We start from the raw sequence: 16,163 nt of genomic DNA on the forward strand, positions 1-16,163 counted from the left end.
TTCGCGTCTCCGGTCCCGGCGCTCGGCCCGTTCGCGGCGCGGCCCACGGACCCGCCGGACCTGGCTTCCATGCCGTAGTAGCGGTAGAGGTTCTGCTCCTCAGACGCCGAGAGGTGTCCGCCCGAGTCCACGTCCACATTGGGCGCGCCCTTGACCTGGTCCTTCTCGTACGGAACCTCAAGATGGTCCTCGACCAGGCGGGCGGCACGCGTCGGCACGAATGTCTCGTTGTTGCCGAAGAAACCGGTCTTCACCGCGACCCACTCGACTTCGCCCGTGGCGTCGTCCAGGTACAGGTGAGCGGCTTCGCCGATCTTCTTCCCCTGAGCGTCATGCACCGCATGGCCCATGACCTTGGGTATCTGCTCACGCGTGATCATGTCGCCTCCTTCGTGCTGCCGGGGCCGATCTGGCCTCAGTACCCGTTGTACCCCGATCGGGTGACTTCAGCCACAATTCGCATGATTTGCGACATTACCCAACTTATGCCTCGGCAGGCGCATTCCGCGCCCTCACTCCGGAGCGCCCCCGCCGTAGCGGCGCAGCAGCGGCGAGAGGATCAGCACGGATTTGGTGCGGGTCACGAACGGCTCCCCCGCGATCTTCTCCAGCACCTGCTCGAAATGCCGCACGTCGGAGGCGAAGACCTGGACCACGGCGTCCGCCTCGCCGGTGACGGTGGAGGCGGACGCGACTTCCGGGTAGCGGGCGAGGCCGCGCCTGATGTCGGCGGGCGAGGTGTTGTGGCGGCAGTACAGCTCCACCAGTGCCTCGGTCTGCCAGCCGAGTGCGGCGGGGTCGACCCGTACGGTGAAGCCGGTGATCGCGCCCGCCGCGAGCAGCCGGTCCACCCGGCGTTTGACGGCGGGTGCCGACAGGCCCACGTGGGCGCCGATGTCCGCGTAGGACCGCCGGGCGTCCTCGGCCAGGGCGTGCACGATGCGTTCGTCGAGATCGTTGAGCGGCTTCACAGCTCGCAGGATAGAGACATCTCCGGCGACTCGGGACCAAGGGCCCCCGCGCCACGGCCGTACGGCCGCCGGGAGCGACGGCCCGTCAGTTCCAGCTCGCGTGCAGCGGCTTGCCCTCCGCGTACCCCGCCGCGCTCTGGATACCGACGATCGCCTTCTGCGCGAACTCGTCGAGCGAGGCGGCCCCGGCGTACGTGCAGGAGCTGCGCACCCCGGCGATGACCGAGTCGATCAGGTCCTCGACGCCCGGCCGGGCCGGGTCGAGGAACATCCGCGAGGTGGAGATGCCCTCCTCGAACAGCGCCTTGCGGGCCCGGTCGTACGCCGACTCCTCACTCGTACGGTTGCGGACCGCGCGCGCCGAGGCCATGCCGAAGGACTCCTTGTACAGCCGCCCGTCGGCGGCCTGCTGGAGGTCGCCCGGCGACTCGTACGTACCGGCGAACCAGGAGCCGATCATCACGTTGGACGCGCCCGCCGCCAGTGCCATGGCGACATCGCGCGGGTGCCGGACGCCGCCGTCGGCCCAGACGTGCTTGCCGTACTCGCGCGCCTGCGCGGCGCACTCCATGACGGCGGAGAACTGCGGGCGGCCGACGCCGGTCATCATGCGGGTGGTGCACATGGCGCCGGGTCCGACGCCGACCTTGATGATGTCGGCGCCCGCCTCGATCAGGTCGCGGACGCCCTCGGCGGCCACGATGTTGCCCGCCACGATCGGCACCCGCGGGTCGAGCGCGCGCACGGCGCGCACCGCGGCGAGCATCGACTCCTGGTGGCCGTGCGCGGTGTCGACGACCAGGGTGTCCACCCCGGCGTCCAGGAGCTGCTCGGCCTTGCCCGCCACGTCGCCGTTGATGCCCACGGCCGCGGCGATCCGCAGCCGCCCGTTCGCGTCGACGGCGGGCTCGTACAGCGTGGCGCGCAGCGCGGCCTTGCGGGTCAGGATGCCGACCAGCAGGCCCGCGGCGTCCACCGCCGGCGCCAGCTTGCGGTGCGCGTCCTCCAGCCGGTTGAACGCCTCGCGCGGGTCGATGTCCGCGTCGAGCAGCAGCAGGTCCCTGGACATGACCTCGGAGAGCTGCGTGAAGCGGTCCACACCGCTGAGGTCGGACTCGGTGACGACACCGACCGGCCGCCCGTCCTCGACCACCACGCCCGCGCCGTGCGCCCGCTTGGGCAGCAGGGACAGCGCGTCGGCGACGGTCTGGGAGGGGGCGAGCGTGATCGGGGTGTCCAGCACCAGATGGCGCTGCTTGACGTAGGCCACGACGTCGGCGACGACGTCGTGGGGGATGTCCTGCGGGATGACGACGAGGCCGCCGCGCCGGGCCACGGTCTCGGCCATCCGGCGGCCCGCGATGGCCGTCATATTGGCCACGACCAGCGGGATGGTGGTGCCCGTCCCGTCAGGGGACCTGAGGTCCACACCCTGGCGGGAACCGACCGCGCTGCGGCTCGGCACCATGAAGACGTCGTCGTACGTCAGGTCGTACGGAGGCTGGATATCGTTGAGGAAACGCACGCTCTTGCTCCCACCTGCGGCTTTGCCATGCAGGCGAGCCGAAGTCAGCACGGAACCAGCACGGTGGCACTGGTCAGTACCTCGTCCATCACACGCTTCAGCTTCTCGTCCGAGCCTGGGGTCGGGTGACCATAGATGTCCGCGGTTATCTGAATTGTAGAGTGCCCGGCCTGCGGGCGACCTCCAGGAGGGGAGGCCCCGTCCGCGACGGCGTTCGAGACGAGGAAGCGGCGGAACGGCGGAGCGGCGGAGCGAGTGCGGTGTCACCCCCGCACGGTCGAGTCGGGCAGCGCCGCTCCGTCCGCTCTTTGCCGCTCCGTCCGCTCTTTGAAGAAGCCCCAGGTCGAAGACCTGGGGCTTTGTTGTTGTCCAGACCGTTTGAAGAGACCGCGCCCATTCCGCACCAGCTATCGCGGTGGATCGACACCGCACGGGGTGCGGGACCGCGGGACGGTCGGCGCCCGGGGGTATCAGGCTTTGGACTCGAATTCGGCCTTGTAGACGCCGTCGGACGTGGCGGTGATGTGGATCTGACCGCTGATGCCCTCGAATTCCTCGGTGCCGCCGGTGATGACGCCGTCGACGGTGCGGGCCGAGGTGTGGTCGGGCTTGACCAGGTTGCCCACGGTGAAGCTGATCTCGCCGCGGTTGTAGAGGTCGATGATGCCGGTGCAGAGGATGACGTCGCCCTTGACGCCGGAGATGTCGTTGCAGCCGATCACGGCGCCGCCCACCGAGGCGCCGTCCGCGTCGCGGACCGCGCCGTGCTCGCCGAAGGCCGAGTCGGCAGTGGAGCCCGAGGGCATGTCCTTGCTGAAGTCGAGGGTGACCGGGTGCGGGACGGCGACGGCGGCCGCCGCCGCGCTGGCCACGAGGCCGGGTACGCCTGCGGTCAGGGCCAATGCCGCCACGATTCCGGCGGCGCCTCGCTTGAACAGGACAGAGCGCTTCATTGAACCTCCTTGAGTGGTATCGGGCCGTTCACCCGATATGAACGGGCATAGCTGACCACACACGAGCAAGATCGTTTGCGGACCGGCGGGCGGAGCGTGTCGGGCGCGGGCCGGGAGCGTGTGGGGCGCGCACCGGCCCCGCACCGGCCCCCGCACCGGACAACCCCGCACAGGGCGCACACACCGCCCGAGGCGCGAACCAACCGGATGGCCGACTGCGCCGATTCATCGTCCACGTATCGCAATTGACCTGCTGGTCATAGGAATACGCCGGAAGCGTCACGACGAATTCGCATGTTCCACCGGCACATGCTTATGCTCGAATCCGCTCCGGCTCCGTTGCGTTATTCGCTTTCCGTTTGAACAAGGAGGATCGGCATTGCGCACTGGAACATCAGACGGTCCGCTCTTCAGATTTTCAGCCGTCCTGCGGTGGGCCGCGTATCCGGTGCTCCTCCTCGCCGTGGCCTCCTGCGGTGCGGCGACCCTGGCCGAGGGCTGGGACACGGGACGGGCCGTCGTGGCCTGCCAATTCGGCAGTATCGGCTACCTGTGGCTGCTGGAACGCCTCATCCCGTACCGCCCGGAGTGGCACCCCAGCGGACGTGAAGTCCGTTGTTACGGCATCTACTTCATCCTGACGATGACCGGCGGGGCGGTCGCCCAACTACTGGTCTCGGCCGTCGTCACCAGGCTCGCGGCGCCGCACCCGGCGCTCCCGCTGTACGTCGAGATCCCGCTCGCGCTGCTCACCGGCTCGCTGGCGAAGTACCTCTCCCACCGCTGGTCGCACCAGAACCGCTGGCTGTGGCGGCTCCACGGGGTGCACCACGCGCTGGACAAGGTCAACGTCACGAACAACGGCGTCAACCATCTCCTGGACATCCTGGTCGCGCAATTCATCGTCCAACTCACCCTCGCCGCGGTCGGGTTCTCCGCGGCGTCGGTCTTCTGCGCCACGCTCTTCGTCGTCGCCCAGGGGTACTTCGTCCACGCGAACGTCGACGTCCGCCTCGGTGCGCTCAATCATGTGCTCGCCAGCCCCGAGCAGCACCGTTTGCACCACAGCACCGTACTGGCCGAAGCCGGCCACTACGGCTCGGACTTCGCGATCTGGGACCACGCCTTCGGCAGCTTCACCTGGCGGCCGGGACGGGCGCCCGTGGCCGTCGGACTCGACGACCCGCACGCCTTCCCGCCCACCGGCGACGTACTCGCCAACCTCCTGCACCCATGGCGTCCGGCCGCCGGATCCGGCGCCGAATCGTCCCTCTGAACCGCGGGACCGAACTCCGGGGGACAGCCGCCTCCCCGCACCGCCCTCCGCACCGCCTTACGCATCGCCCCGCCCCGCTTCCCCCGCCTCCGCGCGCCGCGGCTGCATGACCCACGGATTGGACCATGACGGGCTCGCTCCACGACGACTCCCAGGACGCCCAGGACTCCCCTGACATCCGGGATTCCCCGGGCACCTCGGACGCGCAGAACACCACGGATGCCCGGCACCGCGAGGGCCCGTCCGCCCCCGACGCCGAGGACCGCATCGCGATCATCGGCATCGGCTGCCGTTTCCCCGGCGGGGCGCGCGACCACCGGACCTTCTGGCGCAACCTCGTCGAGGGCCGGGACTGCGTCACAGCGACCCCCGCCAGCCGTTACGACACCGCCACCCTGCTCAGCCAAAACCCCGCCAAACCGGGGCGGCTGGTCGCGGGCCGCGGCGGATACATCGACGGCGTCGACGAATTCGACCCGGAGTTCTTCGGTATCAGCCCGCGCGAGGCCGCGCACATGGACCCGCAGCAGCGCAAGCTGCTGGAGGTGGCCTGGGAGGCGCTGGAGGACGGCGGTCAGCGGCCCGACGAGCTGGCCGGGCGTGAAGTCGGCGTCTTCGTCGGGGCGTTCACGCTGGACTACAAGATCCTCCAGTTCTCGGACCTCGGCTTCGAGAGCCTGTCCCCGCACACCGCGACCGGCACGATGATGACGATGGTGTCGAACCGCCTGTCGCACAGCTTCGACTTCCGCGGCCCCAGCGTCTCGATCGACACCGCGTGCAGCTCCTCGCTGGTCGCGCTGCACCTCGCGCGGCAGAGCCTGATGAGCGGCGAGACCGATCTCGCGCTCGCGGGCGGCGCCCTGCTGCACCTGGCGCCGCAGTACACGATCGCCGAGACCAAGGGCGGTTTCCTTTCCGCGGAAGGCCGTTCGCGCGCGTTCGACGCGGCGGCGGACGGTTACGTACGGGCCGAGGGCGTCGGTGTGGTGGCGCTCAAGCGGCTGGCGGACGCCGTCAGGGACGGCGACCCCGTGCACGCGGTCGTGCTGGGCAGCGGGGTGAACCAGGACGGCCGCACCGACGGCATCACCGTGCCCAACCCGGACGCGCAGATCACCCTCATCCGGCGGGTGTGCGCGGAAGCGGGCATCGAGCCGGGCGGGCTCCAGTACGTGGAGGCGCACGGCACGTCGACACCGGTCGGCGACCCGATCGAGGCGGCGGCACTGGGCCGGGCCCTGGCGATCGGACGACGGCCGGGCGACCGCGCGTACGTCGGCTCGGTGAAGACCAACATCGGGCACAGCGAGGCGGCGGCGGGCGTCGCGGGGCTGATCAAGACGGTGCTGGCGCTCAAGTACCGGACGATTCCGCCGCACATCAACCTGGAGCGGCCGACCCCCGCGATCGACTGGGCCGCAATGCCCTTCGACGTGAACACGCGGGCGGTTGCCTGGCCCGCGCACGACGGTCCGGCCCGCGCGGGCGTCAACTCCTTCGGCTTCGGCGGCACCAACGCCCATGTCCTGCTGGAGGAGGCGCCCGCACACCAACCGCGCGCGCGGCGGACCGAGTTGCCCGCCCCGGCCCGCACCGTGCTGCCACTCAGCGCGCGCTCCGCCGACGTCCTGCCCGAGGTCGCCAGCGGCATCCGCCGCGAACTGGCCTCGTCCGACGGCTCTTCGGCGGCGCTCACCGACATCGGCCACACCCTGGCGCGCCGCCGCGAACACCACGAACACCGGCTCTCGGTGGTCTACTCCCCCGACGACGCGACCTCGTTGGACGAGGCCCTGGCCGCGTACGCGAACGGCGAGCCGCATCCGCGGGTGGTGTCCGGCAGGCGAAGGAAGCCCGAACACCGGCGGCTGGTATGGGTGTTCACCGGAATGGGCCCACAGTGGTGGGGCATGGGCCGCGGCCTGTACGAGGCCGAGCCGGTCTACCGCGCGGCCGTCGATCAGTGCGACGCGGAGATCCGCCGCCAGGCCGGGTGGTCGCTGCTGGACGAACTGGCCCGCGACGAAACCGAGTCGCGGATGGCGGAGACCTGGCTCGCACAGCCCGCGAACTTCGCGGTCCAGGCCGGTCTCGCCGCACTGTGGCGAAGTCGGGGCGTACGCCCGGACGCCGTCGTCGGGCACTCCACCGGCGAGATCGCCGCCTTCCACGAGGCCGGGGTGTACGGACTGGCCGACGCGGTCGCGGTCGCGCTGAACCGGGGCAGGTTGCAGCACCGGCTCGCCGGTACCGGCGGAATGCTGGCGGTCGGGCTGTCGGAGCCGGAGGCCGTACGGCGCCTCCAGGCCCTGAGCGGCATCGGCGGCCGACCGGACTTCACGGACCTGGTGTCGGTGGCGGCCGTCAACGGCCCCTGTGACATCACCCTCTCCGGCGACCGGGCCGCACTCGGTCTGCTCGCGGCCGAGCTGGAACGGGAACAGGTCTTCACCCGGCCGCTTCCCGTACAAGTCCCGTACCACAGCGCCCGCATGGAGCCGATCCGCGCCGAGCTGCTCTCCGTGCTGGCCGACCTCAAGCCGGATACGGCGAGGCTGCCGCTCTACCTGACGGCTCGTGAGGGCCGAGCTGTAGGAACGGAGTTGGACGCCGCCTACTGGTGGCGCAACGTCCGTGACCCGGTACGCTTCCGGGCCGCCGTGGACCTGCTGGCCGACGACGGCCACCGGCTGTTCCTGGAGATCGGCCCGCACCCCGTGCTCGGGCACGCGATCCGCGAGTGCCTGGACCACCGGGACCTGGACGGTACGGCGCTGCCGTCGATCCGCCGCCATCGCAACGAGCCGGAGTCGGTCGCCCGTTCGCTGGCGGAACTCCACAACCACGGCGTCGAGGTGGACTGGGCCGCCCTGCACCCCGCGGGGCGCCCGGTGCCGCTGCCCGGCTATCCGTGGAAGCGGGACCGCTACTGGACCGAGCCCGCGCCGGTCGAGCAGGTACGGCTAGGCCGCCTGGACCACCCGCTGCTGGGCCGCCGCACCGCGAGCGCCCAACCCGCCTGGGAGGCCCGCCTCGACATCGAGCGGCTGCCGTATCTGGCCGACCACCGCGTCCAGGACAGAACCGTCTTCCCTGCGGCCGGGTATCTGGAGATGGCCACGCAGGCGGTACGGGTACTGACCGGTTCCCCGCGCGCGGCGCTCGCCGACATCGAACTCCCCCGCGCCCTCTTCCTGTCGGACGCCCTCACCTCCACCGTGCAACTGCACTTCGACCAGGACACCGCGGCCTTCACCATCGCCTCGGCCACCGGGCAGACCGGGGCCGCCGCGTCGTCGGCCCTCGCCGACGAGCGCACCGTGCACGCGACCGGCACCGTACGCGCCGCCCGGTCCCGTCTCCCCGCCGCCGTGCCGCCGGACCTCACCGCGATCCGTGCCCGTGCGGTACGGCACCTCGAACGTGACGACTTCTACGAGGAGTTGGCCGAACCGGGCTACCACTACGGCCCGGCCTTCCAACGCGTCGAGGAGATCTGGATCGGCCCCGGCGAGGCCCTGGCCCGGATCACCCCGGACGAGTCGGCGCCGGTCGACGCGGCCGACAGCCACGCCCACCCGACGCTGCTCGACGCCTGTTTCCACGCCCTGCTGGCACCGCGGTTGCTCACCGATCGCCCGGCGGGCGGCATCCGACTGCCACTGTCCGTCGCGGAGGTGAGTCTGGACCGGCTCGGCGACGAGCCGTTCTGGGCGTACGCCACCGTCACCAAGGACAGTGGGGCCGAACTCACCGGCGACCTTGCCCTCTTCACCGACGACGGCGCCCCGCTCGGCCATGTGACGGGCTTCCGCGCGGCCGACATCGAGCAGGCGAGCGGCGCCGTGGGGCTGGCCTCGATCGACAGCTGGCTGGCAGAACCCGTATGGAACGAAGCGCCGTTGGAGGCGAGCGGTGTGCCGCCCGCACGGCTGGTGGTCCTGGCCGGCTCCGACGAATCCGCGGACTCCGCGGGCCTCGCCCACGAACTGGCCGTCCGGGTAGGCGCCGTCGGCGGCGACTGCCATCTCGTACAGCCAGGAGCGGCTTACCACCACGGACCTTCACGTTCCACGGTCCGGCCGGGCGACGCGGACGACCTGCGTCGCCTGTTCGCCGATCTGGACGGCTCGTACGACACCGTCCTGCACCTGTGGAACCTGGATCTGCCGCCTCTCGACGCCACCGACACCACCGACACCGGGCACGACAGCGCCACGCACACCGCGACACTCGGCAGCGCATCGCTCACCACCGCGAGTACCCTCGGCGGCTACTCACTGGTCGCCCTGGCCCAAGTCCTGCCGGAAGCGCGGCCATCGGGGCGGTTGCACATCGTCACCCGCGCCGCCCAGGCGGTGGACGCCGCCGACACCGTCGAACCGCTCGGCGCGCCCGCGTGGGGCATCGGGCGCGTGTTGGGCCAGCAGGAGATGGTCGCGCAGCGCGGCACCCTGTTCGACCTCGGCCCGAAGGCCGATCACGGCGCGGAGGCCGACGCGCTGCTGCAGGAGTTGGCGGTCGGCGGCGCCGAGGAGGTCGCGCTGCGCGCGGGGCGGCGTCTGGTCAGCGCGCTGGCCAGACCCGCAGGGCTCACCAGGCCGCTCCCCGTGCGGCTGCGCCCGGACGGCTGCTATCTGGTGACGGGCGCGTTCGGCGCGCTGGGACGGCTGCTGTGCCGCACCCTGGTCCGCCGCGGCGCGCGCCGACTGGTCCTGGTCGGCCGCACCCAGCTCCCCCCGCGCGAGCACTGGGCCGACCTCGACCCGGACTCCGCGCCCGGCCAACGGGTCGCATTTCTGCGGGAGTTGGAAGCGCTGGGGGCGCTCCCGATGCCCGCGCCGTTCGATGTCACGGACGAGGCGGCCGTCACGCGCTGGCTCGCGGACCACCGGCGGCAGGGGCTGCCGCCCCTGCGCGGGGTGTTCCACCTGGCCGGACAGGTCATGGACGCCCGGATCGGCGATCTGGACCGGACGTCCTTCGACGCGGCGTACGTGCCCAAGGCCGTCGGGGCGCTTCTCCTGCACCGGCATCTGCGGGACGAACCGCTGGACCATTTCGTGCTGTTCGCGTCCATCGCGTCGCTGCTGACCACCGCGGGGCAGGCCAACTACGCCGCGGGCAACGCCTTTCTGGACGCACTGGCCCATCACCGCAGGGCTCGCGGCCTGCCCGCGCTCAGCATCGACTGGGGCCCGTGGGCGACGGGCATGATCGAGGAACTCGGCCTGGTCGACCACTATCGGAACGCGCGCGGCATGAGCTCGCTCCCACCCGCCGCGGGCATGGCCGTGCTGGAGCGGGTGATCGACCAGGACCGCCCGCAACTGCTGGTAGCGACGGTGGTCGACTGGACCGTCTTCCAGTCGTGGTACGCCGCGCCTCCCGCGCTGGTGGCCGGCCTGGTCGAGGCCGCGGCCGAGGCCGCCCCTGCCGCCGCATCCGCGCAGGGCCTGCCCGCCGCCTTCCGGGCAGCGGCCGAGAGCGAACGCCACGCCCTGGTGGCCGAGTGGTTCACCGACCTGGTCTGCGGGGTGCTCCGGGTCAAATCCGAGCGGGTGGACCCGGCACTGAGCCTGAACCCGCTCGGCCTCGACTCCCTGCTGGCGATGGAGCTGCGCGCCCGCGTCCAGGCCGAACTCGGCGTCGCGTTGCCGGTGGTGGCGCTGCTGAGCGACCGCGTCGCACTCCTCGTCCTTCAACTGCACGACTCGCTGAGCGAGGTGACAGCGGAGCAGGACTCCGGAACCGCTACGACGGCGGTGGAGATCCACCCCGATCCCGAGGTGCACACCGATCCCGCCCGCTACCCACTGACGCACAATCAGAAAGCTTTGTGGTTCCTGAAACAGCTCAATCCGGACGCCTTCGCGTACAACATCGGCGGCGCCGTCGAGGTGCGGACCGCGCTCGACCCGGACCTGATGTTCGCCGCCTTCGGCGTCCTGCTCGAACGGCACCCGTGCCTGCGGGCCAACATCACGCCGGACAACGGTCGGCCCACTCAACTGGTCCGCGACCGGCCACGCCCGGACACCGCTCTGTTCGATGTCGAGGGGCTGGAATGGGACGACGTCCGCCGGATGATCGTCGCCGAGTACCGCAGGCCGTACGACCTGGAGACCGACCCGCTGGTGCGTCTGCGGCTGTTCCAGCGCGGACCGGACCGCTGGGTGATCATGAAGGCGGTGCATCACATCGTCTCCGACGCGATCTCCACCTTCACCTTCATCGAGGAACTGCTGGCGGTCTACGAGGCGCTGCGGCACGGCCGCCCGGCCAACCTGCCGCCCGTGCGGGGCAGTTATCTGGATTTCGTCAACCACGAGAACCGTTTCCTGGCCGGTCCTGACGCCCGGCGGATGCTCGGTTACTGGCGCGGCCACCTGCCCGCCGCGATCCCGGCACTCGCCCTGCCCACCGACCGCCCCCGCCCGCCGGTGCTGACCCACAGCGGCGCCTCCGAGTTCTTCCGGCTCGACGCCGAGCTCAGCGCCGCCGTCCACGCGCTGGCGCGTCGGCACCACGTGACCCCGTTCATGGTGCTGCTCAGCGCCTACTACCTGCTGCTGCACCGCTGGTCGGGGCAGGACGACCTGATCGTGGGCAGCCCGGTCTCCGGGCGGACCCGCGAGGAGGACGCCGGGGTCTACGGCTACTTCGTCAACCCGCTGCCGCTGTACGTCGGTCTTGGCGGCGACCCGACCGTGGCCGAACTGCTGAGCCAGGTGCGGCAGACCGTGCTCGGCGGGCTGGACAACCAGGAGTACCCGTTCGTGCTGCTGGTCGAGGAGCTGGGCCTCCAGCACGACCCGAGCCGGTCGGCCGTCTTCCAGGCCATGTTCATCCTGCTCACCCACAAGGTCGCCGCCGAGCGCTGGGGACACCGGCTGGAGTACATCGAACTGCCTGAGGAGGAAGGGCAGTTCGACGTCACCCTGTCCGTGTACGAGGACCGTTCCGACGGCTGCTTCCACTGCGTGCTGAAGTACAACACCGACCTGTTCGACGCGGCGACCGTGCGGCGGCTCGCCGACCACTACCGGACTCTGCTCGCCGGGCTGACCGGCGCCACCGAGGACCGGCCGGTCAGCCGTATCCCGATGCTCGGCGACGCCGAGCACACCCGCGTGCTGGCCACCTGGAGCGGCGCCGACCGTCCGGCGGAACACGCGCCGCTGGTCACCGAGCTGTTCGCCAAGGCCGCCGCCGAGCGCCCGAGGACGGTCGCGGTGTCGCTGCCCGCGGCCCTCGGCCCCGCGCGGCGGCTGACGTACGGCGAACTCGACCGCCTTTCCCTGCGGATGGCGGGACGGCTGCGCGAACTGGGCGTCGGGCCGGGTTCTGTGGTCGCGGTGTGCCTGCGCAAGTCACCCGAGCTGGTGGCGAGCCTGCTCGCGGTGCTGCGGGCGGGCGGCGCGTATCTGCCGCTCGACCCGGACCATCCGGCCGACCGCCGGGCCGAGTTGGCGGCCGACGTCGGCGCGATGCTGGTGATCGCCGACCGGCCTGGCACCTTCTCGGTCCCGGTGCTGCCCGCGGCGGACCTCGCCGCCCGCACCGCGCGGGCCGCCGAACCGACGCCGTCGCCGGACCTCCTCGCGGCCCCCGACCTGTCGGAGGCTCCTGACCACACCCCGGACCCGAGCCAACCCGCGTACGTGATCCACACCTCAGGCTCCACCGGCCGGCCCAAGGCCGTACGCGTCAGCCACCGCAACCTCGCTTCGGCCTGTGCCGGTTGGCGTACGGAATACCGCTTGGAGGACGCGCCGGGCGTGCACCTCCAGATGGCGGGCCCGGCCTTCGACGTGTTCACCGGCGACTGGGTACGGGCGCTCTGCTCCGGCGGGACGCTCGTGCTCGCCGAGCGCGAACTGCTGCTCGACAGCGCGCTGTTGCACCGCACCATGCGCGAGGAGGGCGTCGACCACGCCGAATTCGTCCCCGCCGTCGCGCGCGGGCTGCTGGCGTACTGCGAAGGCGAGGGTGCGCGCCTGGACTTCATGCGGATGCTGATCGTCGGCTCGGACACCTGGTACGTCGCGGAGCACCGGCGGCTGCGCGCCCTGTGCGGCCCCGACACCCGGCTGGTCAACTCGTACGGCCTGACCGAGACCACCATCGACAGCACGTACTTCGACGGCCCGGACGACGGGCTGGAGCCGGGCCGTACGCTGCCCGTCGGGCGGCCTTTCCCCGGCAGCGAGGTGTACATCCTGGACCGGCACGGCGAGCCCGTGGCGACCGGGGTCACCGGCGAGCTGTGGATCGGCGGCGGCGGGGTCGCCGACGGTTACGCCGGGGATCCGGAAGGCACCGCGGAGCGCTTCGTCTCCCGTGACCTGGGCGGCGGGCCCAGACGGCTCTACCGCACCGGCGACCTCGGCCACTGGGACGCGGACGGGCTGATCCACCTGCGTGGCCGCGCGGACGGGCAGGTCAAGCTGCGCGGCCATCGGATCGAGCCCGGCGAGATCGAGGCGCACCTCCGCGCGGTGCCCGAGGTGGCCCAGGCGTGCGTGACCGTCCGACCTGACGCGGGCGGGCAGGACGTGCTGTGCGCCTACTGCGTCCCGGTGGCGGGTGAGTCGCCCGACCCGAGGGCGCTGCGGCGGCGGCTGGCCGAGCGGCTGCCCACGTATCTGGTGCCGTCGACCATCACGCTGCTGCCCGCGCTGCCCCTGACGGCGAACGGCAAGCTCGACACCGCGGCCCTGCCGACGCCCGGCCCGCACCCGGCGTCGGACCGCCACGATCCGCCGGTCACGGCGTACCAAGTGCGCACCGCCGCGCACTGGAAGACCGTGCTCGGGGTCGAGAAGGTCGGTCTGGAAGAGGACTTCTTCGAGCTGGGCGGCAGCTCGATCAAACTCATCGAGCTGATCCACCATCTGCGGACCGACTTCGCGGTGAACGTGCCGGTGGGCCCGCTCTTCCGCGGCAGCACCCTGCACGGCATGGCGCGCGCAGTCGAGGACGTCGTCACCGGGCGGATCGACGGCAGCCAGCCCTTTCTCCGCTTCAACGAGTCCGCGACGCGGGGCGGTTCGCTCTTCTGCTTCCCGCCCGCGGGCGGCCACGGGCTGGTCTACCGGCAGTTCGCCGAGCTGTTCCCCGACCGGCCGGTCGTCGCGTTCAACCACCTCGGCGGCGACGACCGCGTCGCACGCTACGCCGACCTGGTGGAACGGAGCGGCGACGGTCGCCCGGCCACACTGGTCGGCTACTCACTCGGCGGCAACCTCGCCTTCGAGACCGCCCGCGAGCTGGAGCGCCGGGGCCGCACGGTGCTGGGCGTCGTCATCCTCGACTCCCTGCGCATCCCCGAGGCGTACGAGGCCGGTCCGGAGCATCTCACCGCCTTCGCCCGGGAACTCGCCGAGCATCTGCACCGGCACACGGGGTCGTCGATCGTGGCCGCCGAGACGAGGGAACAAGCCAGGGATTACCTGGAGTTCTGCGCCCGCACGCCCAACGTCGGCACGATCAATGCCCCTTTGACCGTCATCGCCAGCCCTGAGGCGCTGCCCGGTCATGCGCCGGGGGCGTACGGGGCGTGGCACGGCAGTTCGGTGACGCGCACCGAGGTGGTGCGGGGTTCCGGGACGCACGCGGAGATGCTGGACGGCGAGCATCTGCGACGCAACGCCGAACTGGCGCGTGCGGCATGGGAGTTCGGAGCCGAGCCCGGCGGGAGTGACCATGGCCGAGCGTGAGCGCCACCGCCCCCGGGTCATCGTCATCGGCGCGGGCGTCTCCGGCCTCGCCGCCGGCTGCTACGCGCAGATGAGCGGCATGGAGTCGCGGATCTTCGAGAAGCACGTGCTGCCCGGTGGCTGCTGCACCGCGTGGGCGCGTGAGGGCTATCTGTTCGACTACTGCGTCGACTGGCTGATCGGCACCGCTCCCGGCAACGACGCCAACCGAATCTGGCGCGAACTCGGCGCGCTGGACGGCAAGTCCATCACCAACTTCGAGGTCTTCAACCGGGTCGTCGACGAGGCCGGCCGCGAGGTCCGCTTCTACAACGACCCGGACCGGCTGGAGCGGCACCTGCTGGAGCTGGCCCCCGCGGACGCCCCACACATCCGGGCCTTCTGCCGGGACCTGAGGCGCTTCGGCACCATCGACCTCTACCCCTTCCTGACCCCGCCGCCACTGCGCTCGGTGCGCGAGCGGCTCGACCTGCTGCGGACGGTACTGCCCGCCTTCCGGCTGTTCTGGCGCACCGGCGCCACCTCGATGGAAACCTTCTGCGAGCGGCTGACGGACCCGCTGCTGCGCCGTGCCTTCCCGTATGTCTTCTTCCAGGACCACGAGGTCTTCCCACTGCTGCCCTACCTGTTCACCATGGCCGCCGCCCACCGCGGCAACTGCGGTTTCCCGCAGGGCGGTTCGCTCGGGCTGGCGCGGTCGGTCGAGCGGCGCTACACCGGGCTCGGCGGACGGATCGACTACCGCGCGGCCGTGACCCGCGTCCTGGTCGAGGGCGACCGTGCCGTCGGCGTCGAACTCAAGGACGGCAGAAGGGAGTTCGCAGACCATGTGATCGCGGCGTGCGACGGCCCGACCGTGCTGGAACGGTTGCTGGGCGGCCGGTACGGCAGCAAGGTCACGCGGGAGCTGTACGACGAGGCCCTGCACAAGCCTGAGTCGACGTATCCGGGCGTGGTCTCCGCTTTCGTCGGCCTGACCGGGGACTTCCCGCCCGAGGTCCCGCACAGCACCACCTACCTGCTCGGCCCGCGGGACAGCGCCCGGCTGCCCGCCGTACGTCAGAACAGCCTTGTGGTGCAGGTGCGTTCGCGGTACGCCGACGGTTTCGCGCCGCCCGGCGGGTCGGTGGCGCACTGCACGTACTTCAGCGACTTCGCCTCGTGGCAGGAGCTGCGGACGACCGACCGCAAGGCGTACCGGGCACGCAAGCGCGAAGTCTCCGACTTCGTACGTGAATTCCTCGAACGGCAGCACCCCGGCACCGCCGAGCGCGTCGAGGTGATCGACGTGGCCACCCCCGTGACGCTGCGCCGCTTCACCGGCAACCACGAGGGCAGCATCCTGGCCTGGAAGTCCTTCACGGACGCCGAGCGGCTGACCGACCGGCTCGTCGGCCGGGAACGGATGCGGCTGCCGGGTCTGCGCGGCTTCTCCATGACCGGCCAGTGGGTCGCGGGCGGCGGGCTGATCCGCGCCGCGTCGGCGGGGCGCTTCGTCATCCGCTATCTGTGCGACGAACTCGGAGTGCCCTTTCGCGCCTGGCCGAGCCAGGACCGCACGCCCTGGCACCCGGACCAGTGGGGGGAGTTGCCGCAACTCGGGACGGGGGCCACGTATTCGGGCACGGCGGCTCACCCGTCGGCGGCGCCCGGAACGACCTCGCAGGCCATCTCAGACGTCATCTCGGGAGCGGCACCGGCATGAGGCAGACC

7 protein-coding genes are annotated in these 16,163 nt (G+C 71.4%); 3 read left to right on the forward strand and 4 right to left on the reverse strand.

The features are described 5' to 3' along the window. From BGM09_RS03195 to BGM09_RS03210, 4 genes are all read right to left on the reverse strand, one after another. Nucleotides 1-380, reverse strand: a 380-nt coding sequence (locus tag BGM09_RS03195; RefSeq protein WP_188279830.1) for a PRC-barrel domain-containing protein, incomplete at its 3' end; no start/stop codon positions are given. A 132-nt stretch (nt 381-512) separates the two neighbouring features. Beyond that, entirely contained in the window at nt 513-971 is a 459-nt protein-coding gene (locus BGM09_RS03200) for an Lrp/AsnC family transcriptional regulator (protein WP_188279831.1), read from the reverse strand. 85 nt (nt 972-1,056) lie between these two features. Beyond that, entirely contained in the window at nt 1,057-2,496 is a 1,440-nt protein-coding gene (locus BGM09_RS03205; protein WP_188279832.1) for a GuaB1 family IMP dehydrogenase-related protein, read from the reverse strand. 470 nt (nt 2,497-2,966) lie between these two features. After that, entirely contained in the window at nt 2,967-3,449 is a 483-nt protein-coding gene (locus tag BGM09_RS03210) for a hypothetical protein (RefSeq protein WP_188279833.1), read from the reverse strand. A 448-nt stretch (nt 3,450-3,897) separates the two neighbouring features. Between BGM09_RS03210 and BGM09_RS03215 the strand changes: the two genes are divergently transcribed. From BGM09_RS03215 to BGM09_RS03225, 3 genes are all read left to right on the forward strand, one after another. Continuing rightward, nucleotides 3,898-4,725, forward strand: coding sequence for a sterol desaturase family protein (locus BGM09_RS03215; RefSeq protein ID WP_411158247.1), 828 nt, complete (start codon nt 3,898-3,900; stop codon nt 4,723-4,725). Nucleotides 4,726-4,850: 125 nt separating this feature from the next. Further along, the gene (locus BGM09_RS03220) at nt 4,851-14,450 is read left to right on the forward strand and encodes a non-ribosomal peptide synthetase/type I polyketide synthase (protein ID WP_188279835.1); all 9,600 of its coding nucleotides are present in this window, start codon (nt 4,851-4,853) and stop codon (nt 14,448-14,450) included. Next, complete coding sequence (locus tag BGM09_RS03225) at nt 14,437-16,155, forward strand: phytoene desaturase family protein (protein ID WP_188279836.1); 1,719 nt, start codon at nt 14,437-14,439, stop codon at nt 16,153-16,155. Before BGM09_RS03220 ends, BGM09_RS03225 begins: the two co-directional genes overlap by 14 nt. Nucleotides 16,156-16,163 lie beyond the last annotated feature (8 nt).

This window comes from Streptomyces sp. CBMA29 (genome assembly GCF_014596445.1).
In the GTDB taxonomy this organism is placed as follows: Bacteria; Actinomycetota; Actinomycetes; order Streptomycetales; family Streptomycetaceae; genus Actinacidiphila.

What these genes read in the sequence shown, in the direction of transcription:
- BGM09_RS03210 (WP_188279833.1), bottom strand. Translation starts at nt 3,449, where the DNA reads ATGAAGCGCTCTGTCCTGTTCAAGCGAGGCGCCGCCGGAATCGTGGCG.
- BGM09_RS03220 (WP_188279835.1), top strand. Translation starts at nt 4,851, where the DNA reads ATGACGGGCTCGCTCCACGACGACTCCCAGGACGCCCAGGACTCCCCT.
- BGM09_RS03225 (WP_188279836.1), top strand. Translation starts at nt 14,437, where the DNA reads ATGGCCGAGCGTGAGCGCCACCGCCCCCGGGTCATCGTCATCGGCGCG.